Source organism: Nocardia sp. NPDC052001 (assembly GCF_040680615.1).
Lineage (GTDB): Bacteria > Actinomycetota > Actinomycetes > Mycobacteriales > Mycobacteriaceae > Nocardia.
In genome coordinates this window covers 718,758-736,381 of the sequence record NZ_JBFAXC010000002.1, presented here as the reverse complement: position 1 = coordinate 736,381, position 17,624 = coordinate 718,758, and the positions used below count along the sequence as shown (strand labels likewise).

18 protein-coding genes are annotated in these 17,624 nt (G+C 67.5%); 7 read left to right on the top strand and 11 right to left on the bottom strand.

Annotated features, from left to right (window positions below; translation table 11 throughout):
* Positions 1–47 precede the first annotated feature (47 nt).
* Genes AB0L82_RS11660 through AB0L82_RS11650 form a run of 3 tightly spaced genes read left to right on the top strand, consistent with a single transcriptional unit; the run spans position 48 to position 2,928 of the window.
* Positions 48–683: a precorrin-8X methylmutase gene (locus tag AB0L82_RS11660; RefSeq protein ID WP_364634046.1), complete on the top strand. Its 636-nt coding sequence runs from the start codon at positions 48–50 to the stop codon at positions 681–683.
* A complete protein-coding gene (cobJ, locus tag AB0L82_RS11655) occupies positions 680–2,347 on the top strand; it encodes a precorrin-3B C(17)-methyltransferase (RefSeq protein ID WP_364634044.1) in 1,668 nt (555 codons plus the stop codon). The genes AB0L82_RS11660 and cobJ overlap by 4 nt, the downstream gene beginning before the upstream one ends.
* Positions 2,348–2,382: 35 nt before the next feature.
* Positions 2,383–2,928: a PadR family transcriptional regulator gene (locus AB0L82_RS11650; protein WP_364634043.1), complete on the top strand. Its 546-nt coding sequence runs from the start codon at positions 2,383–2,385 to the stop codon at positions 2,926–2,928.
* Here AB0L82_RS11650 and AB0L82_RS11645 read toward each other — a convergent pair.
* Positions 2,899–3,660 carry a cobalt-precorrin-6A reductase gene (locus AB0L82_RS11645; protein ID WP_364636003.1) on the bottom strand — a complete coding sequence of 254 codons (762 nt, stop codon included), beginning with the start codon at positions 3,658–3,660 and terminating at the stop codon, positions 2,899–2,901. The two genes, AB0L82_RS11650 and AB0L82_RS11645, sit on opposite strands and share 30 nt — an antisense overlap.
* Complete coding sequence (locus tag AB0L82_RS11640) at positions 3,657–4,241, bottom strand: hypothetical protein (RefSeq protein ID WP_364634041.1); 585 nt, start codon at positions 4,239–4,241, stop codon at positions 3,657–3,659. The genes AB0L82_RS11645 and AB0L82_RS11640 overlap by 4 nt, the downstream gene beginning before the upstream one ends.
* A gap of 252 nt (positions 4,242–4,493) precedes the next feature.
* On the opposite strand from AB0L82_RS11640, the gene AB0L82_RS11635 reads away from it, so the two are divergent.
* On the top strand, positions 4,494–5,135 hold the full coding sequence (locus AB0L82_RS11635) for a helix-turn-helix domain-containing protein (protein ID WP_364634039.1): 642 nt from the start codon (positions 4,494–4,496) through the stop codon (positions 5,133–5,135).
* Between the two features lie 303 nt (positions 5,136–5,438).
* Here AB0L82_RS11635 and cbiE read toward each other — a convergent pair whose 3' ends face one another.
* Positions 5,439–6,677, bottom strand: a complete 1,239-nt coding sequence (gene cbiE / locus AB0L82_RS11630; RefSeq protein ID WP_364634037.1) for a precorrin-6y C5,15-methyltransferase (decarboxylating) subunit CbiE — start codon at positions 6,675–6,677, stop codon at positions 5,439–5,441.
* Complete coding sequence (locus AB0L82_RS11625; protein WP_364634035.1) at positions 6,674–7,435, bottom strand: SDR family NAD(P)-dependent oxidoreductase; 762 nt, start codon at positions 7,433–7,435, stop codon at positions 6,674–6,676. The genes cbiE and AB0L82_RS11625 overlap by 4 nt, the downstream gene beginning before the upstream one ends.
* Positions 7,436–7,578: 143 nt before the next feature.
* Between AB0L82_RS11625 and AB0L82_RS11620 the strand changes: the two genes are divergently transcribed.
* Positions 7,579–8,001, top strand: a complete 423-nt coding sequence (locus tag AB0L82_RS11620) for a PPOX class F420-dependent oxidoreductase (RefSeq protein WP_364634033.1) — start codon at positions 7,579–7,581, stop codon at positions 7,999–8,001.
* 88 nt (positions 8,002–8,089) lie between these two features.
* Here the strand turns inward: AB0L82_RS11620 and AB0L82_RS11615 are convergent, their stop codons facing one another.
* A complete protein-coding gene (locus tag AB0L82_RS11615; RefSeq protein WP_364634031.1) occupies positions 8,090–9,217 on the bottom strand; it encodes a Xaa-Pro peptidase family protein in 1,128 nt (375 codons plus the stop codon).
* Between the two features lie 363 nt (positions 9,218–9,580).
* Between AB0L82_RS11615 and AB0L82_RS11610 the strand changes: the two genes are divergently transcribed.
* On the top strand, positions 9,581–9,958 hold the full coding sequence (locus AB0L82_RS11610; RefSeq protein WP_364634029.1) for a hypothetical protein: 378 nt from the start codon (positions 9,581–9,583) through the stop codon (positions 9,956–9,958).
* 97 nt (positions 9,959–10,055) lie between these two features.
* The gene (locus tag AB0L82_RS11605) at positions 10,056–11,024 is read left to right on the top strand and encodes a 5'-3' exonuclease (protein WP_364634027.1); all 969 of its coding nucleotides are present in this window, start codon (positions 10,056–10,058) and stop codon (positions 11,022–11,024) included.
* A gap of 33 nt (positions 11,025–11,057) precedes the next feature.
* Here the strand turns inward: AB0L82_RS11605 and AB0L82_RS11600 are convergent, their stop codons facing one another.
* From AB0L82_RS11600 to AB0L82_RS11575, 6 genes are all read right to left on the bottom strand, one after another.
* Complete coding sequence (locus AB0L82_RS11600) at positions 11,058–11,459, bottom strand: hypothetical protein (protein ID WP_364634025.1); 402 nt, start codon at positions 11,457–11,459, stop codon at positions 11,058–11,060.
* A gap of 175 nt (positions 11,460–11,634) precedes the next feature.
* A complete protein-coding gene (locus AB0L82_RS11595; protein ID WP_364634023.1) occupies positions 11,635–12,363 on the bottom strand; it encodes a DUF4333 domain-containing protein in 729 nt (242 codons plus the stop codon).
* A gap of 115 nt (positions 12,364–12,478) precedes the next feature.
* Positions 12,479–15,175: a DEAD/DEAH box helicase gene (locus AB0L82_RS11590; RefSeq protein ID WP_364634022.1), complete on the bottom strand. Its 2,697-nt coding sequence runs from the start codon at positions 15,173–15,175 to the stop codon at positions 12,479–12,481.
* A gap of 2 nt (positions 15,176–15,177) precedes the next feature.
* Entirely contained in the window at positions 15,178–16,152 is a 975-nt protein-coding gene (tatC, locus tag AB0L82_RS11585; RefSeq protein WP_364634020.1) for a twin-arginine translocase subunit TatC, read from the bottom strand.
* A 95-nt stretch (positions 16,153–16,247) separates the two neighbouring features.
* Complete coding sequence (tatA, locus tag AB0L82_RS11580; protein WP_364634018.1) at positions 16,248–16,514, bottom strand: Sec-independent protein translocase subunit TatA; 267 nt, start codon at positions 16,512–16,514, stop codon at positions 16,248–16,250.
* A 66-nt stretch (positions 16,515–16,580) separates the two neighbouring features.
* On the bottom strand, positions 16,581–17,621 hold the full coding sequence (locus AB0L82_RS11575) for a 2-dehydropantoate 2-reductase (RefSeq protein ID WP_364636000.1): 1,041 nt from the start codon (positions 17,619–17,621) through the stop codon (positions 16,581–16,583).
* Between the last annotated feature and the right edge of the window lie 3 nt (positions 17,622–17,624).

Genomic DNA, 17,624 nt, shown 5'->3' with positions numbered 1-17,624 from the left:
GAACACCGGCGCAAGGACGCGGGCGGGCACGCCTTAGGGTGAACCCCATGTCCGACGTGCGTACCAGCTACCTCACCGACGGGGCCGAGATCTATCGGCGCTCGTTCGCCACGATTCGCGCCGAAGCGGATCTGGCGCGCTTCCCGGCGGATATTTCGCAGGTCGTGGTGCGGATGATTCACGCCTGCGGGCAGGTGGATCTGGCGGCGGACGTGGACTTCAGCAATGACGTGGTGAACCGGGCGCGGACCGCCATGCGGGCGGGTGCGCCCATCCTGTGCGATGCGAATATGGTCGCGTCCGGGGTGACACGTAAGCGGCTGCCCGCCGATAACGAGGTGCTGTGCCTGCTCGGCGATCCGCGCGTGCCGGGACTCGCGGCGGAGCTGGGCAACACCAGATCGGTTGCGGCGCTGGAACTCCTGCGCGATCGCATGGACGGGGCCGTAATCGCCATCGGCAACGCGCCGACCGCGCTGTTCCATCTGCTGGACATGCTCGACTCCGGTGCGCCGAAACCCGCGGCCGTGATCGGCATTCCGGTCGGGTTCATCGGCGCGGCCGAATCCAAGCAGGCCCTGGCCGAATACGGGGATATCGAATTCCTCACCGTGCGGGGCCGGCGCGGCGGCAGCGCCATGACCGCCGCGGCCCTCAATGCGATTGCGAGCGAACAAGAATGAGCGGCAAGCTCTGGGGTGTCGGGCTCGGCCCCGGCGATCCGGAATTGGTGACGGTCAAGGCGGCGCGGATCATCGGCGCGGCCGATGTCATCGCCTTCCACAGCGCCAGGCACGGGCGCAGCATCTCGCGCGCCACCGCCGCACCATATATGCGGGCGGGACAGCTCGAGGAACATCTGGTCTACCCGGTCACCACCGAGACCACCGATCATCCCGGCGGCTATCAGGGCGCGATCGACGAGTTCTACGAGAGCGCCGCCGCGCGGCTGGCCGAACACCTGGCCGCCGGGCGCACGGTCGCGCTGCTGGCCGCGGGAGATCCGTTCTTCTACAGCTCTTTCCAGCATATGCACCGCCGCCTGGCGGACCGCTTCGAATCCGAGATCATCCCCGGCGTCACCTCGGTCAGCGCCGCCTCCGCCGCCCTGGGCACACCCCTGGTCGAAGGCGAACAGGTGCTGTCGGTCCTGCCCGGCACCATGCCGGTCGACGAGCTCACCGAACGCCTGCGCACCGCCGACGCGGCCGCCATCATGAAGCTCGGCCGCACCTATCCGAATGTGCGCCAAGCCCTTTCGGATTCCGGTCGCCTCGACGACGCCTACTACGTGGAACGCGCCAGCTCCACCCGCCAGCGCGTGCTGCGCGCCGCCGATGTGGATGAGGCGAGCGTCCCGTATTTCGCCATCACCATCGTCCCCGGCCCCACGCCGCAGACCCGAATCACGCTGACAGATACGGATTCCGGCCTTACTCGGAGCGATCTCGCAGCGAGCGGCATTGCCGCCACCGCCCGATTACATGAGACACCGCGAAGCATTCCGGAAGAGACCGATGCGCTCGGCCCCGGCGCGACTACCGCCGACGACGTCGTTTCGGCGGCGACAGGCTCCGAACCCACTGTCGCGCAGGGCAAACCGCGCGGCGAGGTGGTCGTGGTCGGGCTCGGGCCCGGCGCGGCGGACTGGACCACGCCGGAGGTGACGCGGGCGCTGGCCGAGGCCACCGATATCGTCGGGTACGCGACGTATGTGAATCGGGTGCCCGAGCGGGCGGGGCAGCGGCGGCACTCCAGCGATAACAAGGTCGAATCCGAGCGCGCGGCAATGGCTTTGGATCTGGCCAAGGCCGGGCATAAGGTCGTCGTGGTTTCGGGCGGCGATCCCGGGGTATTCGCCATGGCGGCGGCGGTGGTCGAGGAATCGGCCGATCCGCAGTGGCGTGATGTGCCGGTGCGGGTACTGCCCGGGGTGACCGCGGCCAGTGCGGTGGCGAGCCGGATGGGCGCGCCGCTGGGCCACGATTTCGCCATGCTCTCACTCTCGGATCGGCTCAAGCCGTGGGAGGTGGTGGCCGGGCGGATCGCCGCGGTGGCCGCCGCGGATATGGCGTTCGCCGTCTACAACCCGGCGTCCTCGCAGCGCACCTGGCAGGTGGGCGCCATGCGGGATCTGGTGCTCGAGCATCGCAAGCCCGAGACGCCGGTGGTGATCGGGCGCGATGTGGGCGGTCCGACCGAAACCGTCCGCGTGGTCACCCTGGGCGAATTGGATCCCGCCGAGGTGGATATGCGCACCTTATTGATCATCGGTGCGTCCACCACCACCGTGTTCGACGCGCCCGGAGGACCCCGGGTGTACACGTCCCGACGATACGGGGACTAACATTCCATAGTGGAATGCAGGCTGGAAGGAGTGCAGTGGCAGAGGAAAAGACCCGGCGCCCGCTCAATTCGACGGCCGCATCGCTATTGGGCTTCCTACACCAGGGCGATATGTCCGGTTGGGATCTGGTCGCGCAGGCGCAGGACCGCATCGGCGATTTCTGGACCATCACCCAGAGCCAGGTCTACCGCGAACTGGCGACCATGCATCAGCACGGCCTGGTCGAAAAGGGTGAGGCCGGTGCGCGCGATCGCACCCCGTACCGCATCACCGAGGACGGCCGCGACGCCTTCGCCGAATGGATCGCCCGCGATCCGGGCGCCGAAACCATCCGGGTGCCGCTGCTGCTCACGCTGTCCTTCGGCGAATTCGTCGATCCGGTCCGGCTGGAGCGCATTATCGCGGCCAACCGGCCACTGCACGAACAGCGGCTCTCGGGCTACCTGTCCGGGCATGACGAACAGCAGATGTCGCCCTTCGAACGCGCGACGCTGGATTTCGGCATCCGCTACGAACGCGCGGTGCTGGACTGGTTCGACCGACTCCCGGAACTACTCGACCCGGCCAGCCGACTGTCCTGACCCGGCCTGCCGCAGCCATTCCCAGGCCGCGGCAACGGTTTCCACCCGCCGCGCACCCGCTGGCAGCGGCGGGCGATCGATCATCAGCACCGGCACACCCAGGGCGCGAGCGGCGGTGAGCTTGGCCTCGGTCAACGCTCCCCCGCTGTCCTTGGTCACCATGACCTCGATACGCCGGTCCGCGAGCAGTGCCGTCTCGTCCTCGACGCTGAAAGGCCCACGCGCCAGCAGCAATTCATACCGAACCGGCATCGCACCGTCCGGCGGGTCGATCGCGCGGATCAGAAACCATTGCGCCGATTCGGCGAAGGCGGCCACGCCTTGGCGGCCGATGGTGAGAAAGACCCGATCACCCAGTCCGGCAACGGCTTCGGCCGCGGCACTCACATCCGGGACGCGAATCCACCTGTCCCCCGCCTCTTCCCGCCAGCCCGGACGGCGCACATGCAGCACCGGCAGTCCGGCGTCCGCGGCGGCCTGCGCGGCATTGGCGGTCATCCCCCCGGCGAACGGATGCGTGGCGTCGACAATGGCGTCGATCCCATTGTCCGCCAGCCACTCCCGCAGCCCGTCGGCTCCCCCGAATCCCCCCACGCGGACCGCGCCGACCGGCAGCATCGGTTCGCGCACGCGCCCGGCGAGCGAGGATACGATGTCGAATCCCCGCTCCCCGGAAGCGATAGCGGCGAGTTCCCGGGCTTCCCGAGTCCCGCCCAGAATCAAGATTTTCAGGGTTGTCCCCTCAGGGCTGCGGATCCCGAATCGATCAGCGGCTGCCCACCGACCACCAGCAGGCCGATGATCGCGCCCGGGATCGCGCCGATACCGATGAAGATCAGACCGATGAGCCCACCGATCAATCCGCCGATCGCCGCACGCTGCAATTCGGAGATGAACCAATCCACGCCGCTGATTTCCTTCGCGGACATGACCGGGGTGGCATCCGAGGTGAGCGTCAACTGCCGCCCGTCCTGATCGATCGCGGCCACCAGATCGATCTGCTTACCGGCCACCACACTGGACAAATTCACCCGAGTGAGGACCGCGCCATCCTTGTTCTGCAGCGCCACCGACTTCCCATCGGCGCTCATGCTGAACTGTCCGCCGGTCACCTGGGTAATGATGCCATTTCCGGCCTGCGCCAGATTCACCACATAGTCGACACCCTGCTGGCTGCCCTTCATCTGCGGCAAATCCTGCTGATCCTGTACGGCCGGAGCCGGAGCCGCCGGCGCCGCATATCCGGTGCCCGCCGCGACCGTTGTCGCCGCCGCCGCAATGAACGCCGTCGCCACATACTTCGTGTACTTCATGAATCTCCCAATAGAGCTCTAACAGTCGGATCCGGCAAGAGCCGGATCACCGCTGGCCACCCTACCGCCGACTCGCACACGTTTCATTCTGAATGCTTCGTTGTCCCGGTGAATTCCGGCGTGTACGCACCGCGCCGCCCGGACCCTTTGTTGCGCAGGCGGATACCGCCATCTACTATCGCCGTACGTACGTAGTAGTTAGGTTGCACGCTCCTCATCGGCACGCCCTCCTCCCCGATTCGGAAGACAGGAATGCGACCACCGAACTCCACGCGGACCTACGGTCAGTACTGCGGGCTGGCCCGCGCGCTCGACATCATCGGCGAACGCTGGAATCTGCTGATCGTGCGCGAATTGCTCATCCGCCCAGCGCGATACAGCGATCTACACGCGGCGCTGCCCGGTATCGCGACGAACCTGCTCGCGGAGCGCTTGCGCGGGCTGGAGAGCGCGGGCGTGATCCGGCGCAGCCTCGAACCCGGTGTCAGAGGCGTCAGCTATCGCCTCACCTCTTGGGGTGAAGAACTTCGCGGCACCGTCGATTCGCTGGTGACCTGGAGCGCGCCGCTGATGGCGTCGGGTCCGCAGCACGAGGAGACCTTTCGCACGCATTGGCTGGTGGTGGCCCTGCGCGCCCTGATGCACGACAAACGAACCGAGACGCCGGCCGTCGTGGGCGTGGAGGTCGACGGCACCCTCGTCGCGGTCCGCGTCGATGCGACCGGCACGCACGCGATGCTCGATCCCGAGGAATATCCGGCGACGGTATTCCACGGCGAGCCCGCGACCGTGCTGGGACTCGCTTCGGGGCAGCTCACCGTCCAGCAGGCCGCCGAAATCGGTGAACTGCGCGGGGACACACTCGAACTCGCCGCGGTGTTCAGCAGAGGCTGAACACCGCGCGCGGTCGTCCCACGTGGTGCGAAATCGACTGTGACGCGGGATCCAGCCGCCCGTCGCCGATGCGTGGCGGCGACGGATGTGGGTAAGCGCGAAGTATGCAGCTTTTCGCCATTGTCGCCATCGCGTCACTGCCCCTGGTGGCGGTCCTACTTCTGATGATAAAACCGTCGGACTCGCTCCCACCGGATTCGTCCGATGCCCAGCCGCCCGTACAATCCGCAGCACCGGAATATCCGCGCGGCTGGTATCTCGACGAACTCTCCGGCAAGCCCCGGCTCAAATAACCGCAGCGACCTACAGCGGTTTGACGACCGACCACTGGGTGACCGGAAGCTGCGGACGCCACGCGGTGAATCCGCCGAGTGGTTCGGCACGATAGACCTGGAATTTGCGAAGCGCGCCACCGTATTCGGCGGCCAGCGCGGTCAATAACGCATCGGATTCGACTGTCACGGAATTGGCGACCAGTCGGCCGCCGCGCGATAGCCGATTCCAGCAGGCTTCGAACATTCCCTGCTGGGTCAGTCCGCCGCCCAGGAATATCGCGTCCGGATCAGGCAGCTCCGCAAAGGAATCGGGGGCGGCGCCGTGTACTTCGACGGTGGGAACGCCGAGGGCGGCCGCATTCTCGGCGATCTGCTTGCGACGGCTCTCGACCCGTTCGAAAGTGAGTGCGCGGCAGGCAGGATGGGTGCGGCACCATTCGATGGCGATCGTGCCCGAACCGCCGCCGATATCCCAGAGCAGCTCGCCGGGGGCGGGGGCGAGAGCGGTCAGGGTCAGCGCGCGGATCTCGGACTTGGTGAGCTGGCCATCCCCGGCGTAGACCGCATCCGGGAGACCCGGCAGCCGGGTCAGACGGGTCGCCGCCCGGTCGGAAACACAGTCGATGGCGACGATATTGAGCGGGTCTCCGGCCGCCCGTTGCCAATTCGCGGCGTTCGCGGCGGCCAGCAGTTCCTCCGGGCCGCCGAGCTGCTCCAGCACCGTGAGGCGAGAATCACCGAAACCGTTGCGGGACAGCATCTCCGCCAACCGCGCCGGGGTGTGCTCGTCCTCGCTCAGCACGAGAATCCGGCGGCCGTCGGATAATTCGGGGAGTACGGTCTCCAGGCGGCGGCCGACGACGCTCACCACCGGGGTCTGCGCCAGATTCCAGCCGAGCCGGGCACAGGCCAGCGAGGCCGAGGAGGGCTGCGGCAACACCCGCAGCGCCGCGGCGCCGACCAGCCGCTCCAGGGTCACCCCGATGCCGTAGAACATGGGATCACTACTCGCCAGTACGCAAACCCGCAGGCCCGCATGCTGATTCAGCAGGACGGGCAGGGCGGGAACCAGTGGGGACGGCCAGGCCACGCGCTCGGCCGGGCATTCGGACGCGGGTATCAGGGCCAGTTGACGGGGCGAGCCGAACAGCACCTGGGCGTCGGCGACGGCGCGGCGCGCGGGGCCGCCGAGACCGTCCCAGCCGTCCGCGCCGATACCCGCGACCACGATCGGCCGCTCCGCGGGCCAGGACACCGGGCGGGTCATCGCGGCATCCGCCGCCAGATCGACTGGGGCACAAAGTGCATGGCCATGAACATGAGCTTGATGGTGCGCGGCACGCTCACCACGCGCGAGCGCCGGTACAGCGCGGAGACCACCGCGTCCGCGACCTGATCGGGGGTGCTGGACAGCGGAGCCGGATCCATGCCCGCGGTCATGCGGCCGATGACGAAGCCCGAACGCACCAGCAGCAGGTGAACTCCGGTGCCGTACAACGCATCCTGGAGACCGGTGACGAAACCGTCCAGACCCGCCTTGGCCGAACCGTAGACGTAGTTGGCGCGCCGCGTCCGCACGCCCGCGATCGAGCTGAACGCCACGATCTGCCCATTTCCCTGCGCGCGCAACAGATTCGCCAGACTGGTGAGCACACTCACCTGCGCCACATAGTCGGTCTGCACCACCGCGACCGCATGCGCCGGATCATGTTCCGCGCGCGCCTGATCACCCAGCACACCGAACGCCAGCACCGTCACCCCGAGCGGTCCGTGCTCGGCCGTGACCTTCTCCAACAGCGATTGATGACTCGCGAAATCATCGGCGTCGAACTCCACGCAATGCACCTCGGCCGCCCCCGACCTGCCCATTTCGGCCCGCTGCGGTCCCAGGTCGTCGGCCCGGCGCGCCGCCAGCACCACCACCCGCCCCGGAGCCAGCCGCCGCGCCACTTCGAGCCCGATCTCACTGCGCCCACCCAGCAACAACACGACGCCCGCATCGGCATCCCGCGAACCCATTCCCATGGCGAACAGTCTGCCATTCGCCCCGCCCGCACCGGCGCGCCGAGGTGGCCGACCCGCAACGACCAACACCAGGTCCGGACCCCGTAGGGCGCATCGCGCACGCCGCGCACGGGCATCGGGCGGGGGTTGCTAGCGTTCTGCGCATGCCGACCACGTCAACCAGCCCCGAACTCTCGCCCGCCGCCATCGAATTCGTGACCGAGCGACACCTCGCCACCCTCACCACATTGCGCGCCGACGGGACTCCGCACGTGGTCGCGGTCGGATTCACCTGGGATCCGGAGGCCGGGATCGCGCGCATCATCACCGATGGCGGGTCGATGAAGGTGCGCAATGTGCGGCGCGGCGGCTACGCGGCGGTGAGCCAGGTGGACGGTGCGCGCTGGCTGACCCTGGAGGGTCCGGCGACGGTGCTCGACGCACCCGCCGATGTCGCGGCGGCGGAAGTGCGGTACGCCGGTCGCTACCGCCAGCCGCGCGAGAACCCGACGCGCGTGGTCATCGCCATCGCCGTGCGGCGCGTACTGTCCAGCAGCGGCTTCAAGCCCGGAGCGGCTCAGCGCTGAGACCGGCTTCGACGGGAATCGCCTCGGAAACAACCGAGCTCCGCGAACAGGTCGCGGAGCTCGGTGAAACCTCTTGCGGTACGGCGCTTTACAGGCGGGTGAGGCCGTGCGGGCGCTTGTTCACCGATTCGCAGCCGTCGGCGGTCACGACCACGATGTCCTCGATGCGGGCTCCCCATTCACCGGCGAAGTAGATGCCCGGTTCGATGCTGAAGGCCATACCCTCTTCGAGCACGAGATCATTGCCCGCGACGATGTACGGCTCCTCGTGCACGGACAGGCCGATACCGTGGCCGGTGCGATGCACGAAGTATTCGGCCAGTTCGGCGGCGGCCAGCAGATCGCGGGCGGCGGCATCGACCGATTCGGCGGTGACACCCGGCCGCACCGCGGCGACGGCGGCGGCCTGCGCGCGCTCGAGCACCGCGAACTGTTCGGCGATCTCCTCGGACGGCTCGCCCAGCACATAGGTGCGGGTCGAGTCGGAGAAGTAGCCGGGTTCGACGGGACCGCCGATATCGATGACCACCACGTCACCGTCCTCGATCACGCGATCGGAGACCTCGTGATGCGGGTCCGCGCCATGCGGGCCGCTACCGACGATCACGAACGCGGCGCGGGTATGGCCCTCGGCGATGATGGCGGCGGTGATATCCGCGGCGACCTCGGCCTCGGTGCGCCCGGCGCGCAGGAACTCACCCATCCGGGCGTGCACGCGATCGATGGCCGCGCCCGCGCGACGCAGCGCGTCGATCTCACTGGGGTCCTTGAGCATTCGCAATTCGCGCAGCACCGGCGTGGCCGAGACCGGCAGCGTGCCGAGCCGATCGGTGATCGGCAGCAAATGCAGCGCGGGCATATTGTCATCGACGGCGGTGCGGGCACCGGCATTGAGAATGGACTTCACCAGCCCGTGCGAATCGACGCCGTCCACCCAGTCCACGATCCGCAGACCCAGCTCGGCGACCGCGGACGGCCCCAGCGCCGCCAACTCCAGTTTGGGGATCACCACGGACGGTGTCTCACCCGAGGCGGGCACCACCAGGCAGGTCAACCGCTCGTGCGACTGCGCCCGGGACCCGATCAGATATTGCAGATCCGGCCCGGGGGTGATGAGCAGTGCGTCCAGATGGGCGGCCCGCGTCAGCTCCGCCGCCCGCTCCAGCCGCGCCCCGTAGACGTCCGCTCCGAATCGTGTCTCGTCATGAGAGCTCATAGCCCCCGACGTTACCCGGTACCCCCGACAGCCCGGGCAAGGTCATCGCGGTGGATCCGCGAACACACCGCGTTCGCCTCGAATCATCCACCGCCGCCATCGATTCCGATCACCGTCAATCCTTCGCGCGACTCGGGGCCAGCCATCGCGCAGCTCGACGCAAGCCATCGCACGACCCGAGGCCGGCCATCACTCGGTTCGAAATCAGTCGTCGCACGGTTCATGGTGAGCCGTCACACGGCAGCGTTCCGTGCGCGATGACGGCCACATTCTTCGTCGCGCGACCTGCGTAATCGCCGAGAATCACGACCAATCGGGCAACCCCTGCGCAGACCGCCGTGATCGTCAGCGCATGCTTGGCAAATGAGCCTTTCCGTCTACGCCTATGTTCTCGACGAGAACCGCGCCTGGCAACTGCTCGACCCACCGACACCGGGCGGCGAACTTGCCGGGTTCGAACGCTGGCGTACGACCGTCTGGGGCTCCACCGCCGTGCTGGCCTTGGGCGCGTACTACTTTCCCGTCCTGGCACGCGGCGACCTCACCGTCCTCCCGCACGCGGTCCCGGAATTCCTCGACGAATGCGCGCTGCTCCGTAAGCATCTGGACGCGATCGCGGCACAGGCCGACGACTCACATCCCCGCGAAGTGCACACCGAACGCATCGCCGCGCGCCTGACCCATATCGAAGCCGCCGCGGCACGCGCTCTGGAAGTCGGCGGCGGCGTCCTGATCTGGTAACGGCTTCCGACCACAACGCCGGCCGAGAGCATTCGCCCCAACGGCCATGTCGTGCCGTGCCGCGCGGTGTCGGGGGTGCGCGGTAGCGTTTGGCGTTATGAGCGCTCCCGCCAAAGGTCCCCTGCTGCTGCTCGACGGCGCCAGTCTCTGGTTCCGCGCCTTCTACGCGATTCCGGAGAAGATCACCGCGCCGGACGGGCAACCGGTCAACGCGGTGCGCGGGTTCACCGATATGGTCGCGGCGCTGGTCAAACAGCATGCGCCGAGTCGGCTGGTGGTATGCCTGGATCTGGATTGGCGGCCCAAATTCCGGGTCGATCTGATTCCGTCGTACAAGGCGCACCGGGTCGCGGAGGAACAGCCCGCGGACGCCATCGACGCTGTGGCGGAAGAGGTTCCGGACACCTTGACCCCGCAGGTGGACATGATCATGGCCGTGCTGGAAGCCGCCGGAATCGCGACCGCGGGCGCGGAGGGGCTGGAGGCCGACGATGTGATCGGCACGCTGGCCACGGTGGAGCGCGATAGCGAGGTGATCGTGGTGAGCGGCGATCGCGATCTGCTGCAACTGGTTCGCGATACCCCGGCTCCCCCGGTGCGGGTGTTCTATGTCGGGCGCGGTCTGTCCAAAGCCGAACTCTGGGGCCCCGCCGAGGTTTCGGCGAAATACGGTGTGCCGGAAGAGAACGCGGGCCCGCTGTACGCCGATATGGCGACGCTGCGCGGTGACGCCTCGGACGGTCTGCCCGGTGTCGCGGGCATCGGCGATAAATCCGCCGCCCAGCTCATCTCCAAATTCGGTTCGATCGAATCGCTGCGCGCCGCGGCCGCCGATCCGGACTCCGATATGGCCAAGGGCGTGCGCGCCAAACTCGTTGCCGCGGAAGACTATTTGAAGGCGGCCGCACCCGTCGTGCGGGTGGTCCAGGACGCCACGGTCGAGTTCTCCCGCCCGGACCTACTCCCCCGTGAACCCGCGAATGCCGAAGAGCTGCAAGCCCTCGCGGTCGCGTACAACGCCGAGAGCCCGGTCAAACGCCTCATCACGGCCATGGCCAAGCGCTGAGGCATGCTGCCCGGCCGATGGCCGGGTTACGGCTCACATCGGCCAGGTCTCCGGCTTACCGTTCAGATCGGTGATCACGGCCTGCCGAAAACGATTGCCCTGCACATCGGTCAGCGTGATGTGCGTGGGCCCGGTGGCGACACCACCCTGCGCGCAATTGGGTACGCAGGTCCGCCGGGACTGGGTGCCGTCGCCCTCGGCGGTATTCGGTCCCCAACTGGACCAGTTGATGTCCTTGACCCACAGCCCGCCGTCACCGCAGGCGAGCAGGACGTTCGAGGGCCGCTGCACCGCTTGATCGGCGGTGCGGGTGCAGTCGTAGACCACCGGATCGGGTCCCGCGGCATTGACCACGGCGGCGGGGGCGAAGGCGGCGGCCAGCGCCGCGATCGACGTCACGGTCCAACCGGCTTTGCGCGCAGCGTTTTTCATCATCACGCCCCCCACACTCCTATCGGCTAACACGATCTTGTGGCCACTGTACTCCCGATATCCATCCCATTCACCCCGGACAGCCCCTTCCAGCGCATTCACCGCAACCGCCCCCGGAAACGACGAAACCCGGGGCGAAACGATCTCGCCCCGGGTTGTCAACGCCTATCGCAGCAGATCAGCTGGGACGACCCACCTCATAGGTGCCGTCATCCTTGGTGACCTTGATGGTGACCTTCTTGGCCTCACCGCCCACCTTGAGCGAGCAGTCGAAGGTCTTGTCGACCTCGACCTTCTGGCCGGACGGGCAGCTCACATCCTGGACATCCTCGATGCCGTAGGAATCCTTGAGCACCTTCTGCACACCGGTGGCCACGGCCTTGTTGTCGAGCTGATCCTTGGCGGTCAGCACCACCACGCCGGCGACGATGGCGCCGAGCACCACCAGGACCGCCAGCGCGATACCGATGATCAGACCGGTCTTCTTCTTTGTCGCGGGCTGCGGCTGCGGCCACTGCTGACCACCGGGCTGGGACTGATCCCAGCCGGGCTGCCCGGGCTGACCCTGTTGCGGCCACTGCGGCTGGCTCCCCGCCCACTGCTGACCGGGCTGCGGCTGCTGACCCCACTCCTGACCGCCGGTGGCGGGCTGCTGCGGCTGACCCTGCTGCGGCCACTGCGGCTGACTCTGCCCCCACTGCTGACCGGGCTGCGGCTGCTGCGGCTGGCTCTGCGCCCACGGCTGCTGCTGATCACCCCAATTCGTGGTCGGCTGCGCGGGCTGCCCACCCCAGTTCTGACCCGGAGCGCCGCCGGGCTGCGGCTGACCGCCGCCCCACTGCTGCGTCGGATCGTTGCGTCCCTCCCCAGTGCCTGGGGCGTCGTTCGGTCCGTACGGGCCGCTCATTTGCTTGCCTCCACTCGCAATCCGATGTACACACGCTAGCCCCCCGAGCGGGAACACGCTCGTGAACCCACCGCGGTCGGTACGTCTGTAAAGAATCAAAGCACAGTCACATTCGCTACGCGGCGTCCACCGCGACGACACCCCGCCGAATAGCCTTGACCGCCTTGGCCGCCGTGGCCGCGACCTCCACATCGTCGGCGGTGTTGTGGATCTGATCCAGCATGTCGATGACCTGCCGGCACCAGCGCACGAAATCGCCCGCCGAGAGCGGATTTCCGCGATCGCCACTGGCCAGCAGGGCGTCGGCGAGGTCATCGCCGCGCGCCCAGGAATGCATACCCGTGACGAAACCCAGATCGGGTTCGCGGGTGGGCGAGAGCCGATGTTTGGCCTCATCCGCACGCAGCTGCGACCACACCCCGATGGTGGCGTCCACGGCCCGCCGGATCGGGGCGGTCGGCCCCGAAGCGCCGAGATAGCCGCCCTCCTGGCGGGATTCGAACACCAGGATCGATACCACCGCCGCCAATTCGGCCGGGCCGAGGCCGCGCCACAGCCCCTGCCGCAGACTTTCGGCAACAACGAGATCGGCCTCGGCGTAGATACGCGCGAGCCGCCTGCCGTCGGCGGTCACCTCACCGTCTTCCACGTATCCGCGTTCGGCGAGCAATGCCAGAATCCGATCGAAGGTGCGCGCCAGCGAATTGGTCGTCGACGCCACCTGCTGACGCAGCGATTCGGTCTCACGCGCGAGCCGGTTATAGCGTTCGCCGATGCGCGCCAACTGTTCTCGATCCGGCCGTGCGTGCGCCGGATGGTTGCGCAGGGCCCGCCGCAGCGACTGCAATTCGTGATCGTCCGCGGCCTTGGACTTCTTGCCCGTGCGACCGCGCCCCGGCACCACGATGCCGGTACTGCGCAGTGCCGACGCCAGATCGCGCCGCACCCGCGCGGTGCGATGGTCCACATGCCGCGGCAACCGCAGATGACCCAGCGATTGCGCGGGTGTCGGGAAGTCCGCGGCCGAGACCCGGCCCGCCCACTTGTCCTCGGTGAGCACCAGCGGACGCGGATCACCCGGTGTCGCATCGGCTTCCAGAATCACCGCGAGCCCCTGGCGCCGACCCGCGGGAATGGCCACCACATCACCGCGCCGCAGCGCCGCCAGCGCGTTCACCGCCGCCGACCGCCGATCGGTGCGGCCCTGATTCTCGATCTGGCGTTCCCGGCCCCGAATGCGTTCGCGCAGTTGGATGTATTCGAGGAAATCGTCATCGCCGAGTTGCGAGCGCAGCTTGCGCATGGCCGATTCGTTCTTGTCGATACCGCGCACCAGCCCCACCACCGAACGGTCGGCCTGGAACTGCGCGAACGAGCGCTCCAGCAGCGCCCGCGAGTTCTCCGCCCCCATCCGATCCACCAGATTGATGGACATGTTGTACCCGGGCCGGAACGAGCTCTTGAGCGGATACGTTCGGGTGGAAGCCAATCCGGCCACCGCGCTGGTGTCCACATCCGGATTCCACATGACCACAGCGTGGCCCTCGACATCGATACCGCGCCGCCCGGCGCGACCGGTGAGCTGGGTGTACTCACCCGGGGTCAACTCCGCGTGCGTCTCACCGTTGAACTTCATCAGGCGTTCGAGCACCACCGTGCGCGCGGGCATATTGATGCCCAGAGCCAGTGTCTCGGTGGCGAATACGGCCCGCACCAGACCGTGCACGAACAGATCCTCGACGGTATGCCGGAAGGCGGGCAGCATGCCCGCGTGATGCGCCGCGAATCCCCGGTGCAGTCCCTCGCGCCATTCCCAGTAGCCGAGCACCTCGAGATCACCGCGCGGTAGATCGCCGGTGTGCTTCTCGATGATCGCGTCGACCTCCTCGCGATCCTCATCGCGCGAGAGGTCCAGCCGCGAGCGCACGCATTGGGCAAGCGCCCCATCGCATCCCGCGCGGCTGAAGATGAACGTGATGGCCGGGAGCAGCCCCTCGTCATCGAGTTTGGCGATCACCTCGGGCCGGGGCACCGGCCGGAAGAACCGGCGCGGTCCACCGCGCCCGCGCCCGCCGGGCATACCGAAGTTGTCCATCCGGTCCGCAGCTTCGCGCTGTTTGATGAAGCGCACCAGATCCTCGTCGACCAGGACCTTCTGATCGCTGGATCGGGAGTCGAAGAGATCGAACATGCGCCGCCCGACCATGACGTGCTGGGACAGCGGCACCGGCCGGGTCTCGTCCACGATGACCGCGGTATCCCCGCGCACGGTTTCCATCCACGCGCCGAACTCCTCGGCATTGCTGACCGTGGCGGACAGGCACGCCAGGCGCACCTCGGGCGACAGGTGCAGGATGACCTCCTCCCACACCGCGCCGCGGAACCGGTCCGCCAGATAGTGCACCTCGTCCATCACCACGTACGAGAGCCCTTGCAGCGCATCCGAACTCGCGTACAGCATGTTCCGCAGCACCTCGGTGGTCATCACCACGACCGAGGCGTGCGGATTGATGGACTGGTCACCGGTGAGCAGACCCACCGATTCGCGCCCGTAGCGGGCGGTCAGATCGGCGAATTTCTGGTTCGACAGCGCCTTGATCGGCGTGGTGTAGAAACACTTCCCGCCCGAGGCCAGCGCCAGATGCACCGCGAATTCACCGACCACGGTCTTACCCGCACCGGTGGGCGCGCAGACGAGCACACTGTGCCCGCCCGCGAGCGCCTCACAGGACTGCCGCTGGAACGGATCCAGCTCGAATTTCAGCTCGGCGGCGAATGCCGCCAATTCGCCAGTAAGCGACCTTGATGTCACCGTCAGAGGGTATCGGAGTAATCCGACACGCTTCGCGTTGTTTTCTCCGGCGTGGCCGCGGCGACCGGTTCGGGAGTCTCCACGGGGGTTGCCGCATCGATGCCGCCGCCGCTGTCCCCGAGCGGTGATGCCTCGTCATCGGACAGGTTGTTCCAGTTCTCGGCATTGCGCGCCTTGCGCTTATCGTTGATGCGCGCGATCTGCACCGCGATCTCGAACAGCACGGTCAGCGCCAGCGCGAGCGCCAGCATGGAGAAAGGGTCCTGCGGTGTCACGATGGCCGCGAACACGAACAGGCCGAAGATCAAGCCGCGCCGCCACTTGGTGAGGCGCTCATAGGTGAGCACGCCCAGGAAGTTCAGGCCCACGATCAACAGCGGCGTCTCGAAGCTCACGCCGAAGATGATCAGCAGCTTGATGATGAACCCGAAATACAGCGAACCGCTCAGCGCGGTGATCTGGGTGTTGTTGCCGATGGTGAGCAGAAAGCTCAAGGCGTGCGCCACAATCCAGTACGCCAGCACCGCGCCCGCGACGAACAGCGTCGCACCCGCGGTGACGAACGAGATCGCGTACTTGCGCTCCTTGGCGTACAGCCCGGGCGTCACGAACGCCCACAGCTGATACAGCCAGAACGGGCTGGCCATGACCACACCCGCGGTCGCGCCCACCTGCAATCGCAGCATGAACTGTTCGAACGGCGCGGTCGCCAGCAGGCGGCACGCCCCATCGGGGCTGATATTGGCGCGGGAGGACGCGGGCAGTTCACAGTACGGCCCGGTCAGCACATCACCGAGGCTCTCGATCCCGAGGAACGAGTGCGAGTACCAGAAGAATCCCAGCAGTGTGGTGACCGAGATGGCCGCCAGTGCGACGAGCAATCGATAACGGAGCTCGGCCAGATGCTCCACGAGGGACATGGTGCCCTCGGGATTGGTCCGGCGTTTGCTGCGGCGCGGATCGAACGGAATGCGCATGTGTGTGTGACTGCCTCGCGGTGAGTGAACGCCCCGGACCTGGACAACGCTCGACCCGGGGTGAGCTGATCACTCAACCCCGGGGACGGATGATGTCAGACCTGGGGCTTCTCGACGTTCACGGGCTGCGCGACGGCAGCGGGCTGAACCGGCTGCGCGGCGGGAAGCTGCTGCGGGGCGGCCGCCTCGGGGGCGGTCTCGGCCGGCTTATTGGCCTCGGTCTGCATCTGGCTGACTTCGCTCTTGAAGATCCGCATGGATCGGCCGAGGCTGCGCGCGGCGTCGGGCATCCGCTTCGAGCCGAAGAACAGCAGGAAGACCAGTGCGACGATCAGCAAGTGCCACGGGCTGATGCTGCCCATAATTCCAACCTCCAAAGACTGTGGTGTTTCAGATGCTACCGGACATGCATATGCCCGGGTTTTTCGTCAAGAGTCCGAATGGGTCACTGCGCTCAACTCCGCCAGCAACTCCGGCCCGGACCAGGTGCGTCGGTCACCGTTCTCGGCGGCCGCTATCAATTCGATGAGCCGCGCGTTGACCGGTGTCGGCAAACCGACCATGGTTCCGAGGGTCACGATTTCACCACAGAGCCAAGCGATTTCGGTTTTGCGACCCGCCGCTAGGTCATCGGCCATGGATGAGCGGGCCATCGGATCGATGGCGAGCACCCGCCCGGCAACCCGGCGGAAGACCCCGTCGGGGGCGGTCAGCAGGCGCGCCATGAGCTCGGGCGGCAGCGGGGTGAGCCGGGCCGGGCGAATCCGCGCGCGCGACATCACCGCGAGCGCCTCCTGCTGGGTCAGGGCCAGGCAGCGACGGTAATCGCGAGTGCCCAGTTCCTCCCGCAGCGGGCGGCCGGACAGCGCGTTGATGGGATTGTTCAGATTCAGCAGCAGTTTGGCCCACTGCACGGACAGCAGGTCCGGATACCGCTTCACGCCGAGCCCGGATTCGTGCAGCACGGGCGCGAAACGGTTCAGCACGGCGTCATCGGCGATGGCGACCCCGCCCGCGGTACCGCGATGGAAGCGGCCGTTCTCGCGGTGCACGACATTGAACATGACCATGCCCGCCAGCACCACGCACGCGGGCAGCACCTCCCGGATGACCGCGTCATTGCCGATGCCGTTCTGCAGGCTGATCACCACGGTGCCGGGCTTGACCAGGCCGGACAGCTCGCGCGCGGCCTTCTCGGTATCGGCGGACTTGACGGTGATGAGCACCAGATCGGCGTCGGCCGCCGCGGCCGGATCGGTCGCGGTCCGGAACGCGGACGCCTCGACGCGCTGGTCCAGTCCGTCCAGATCGGTGAGCCGCAGCCCGGACGCGCTGATCTCGTCGAGCAGGCGAGGCCGTCCGATGAACGTGACATCCGCGCCCGCACCGGCGAGCTTGCCGCCGACGAAAATGCCGATACTGCCCGCGCCCAGCACCATCACGCGCGGCGCGGAGCCCGGCGGTGTCATGTT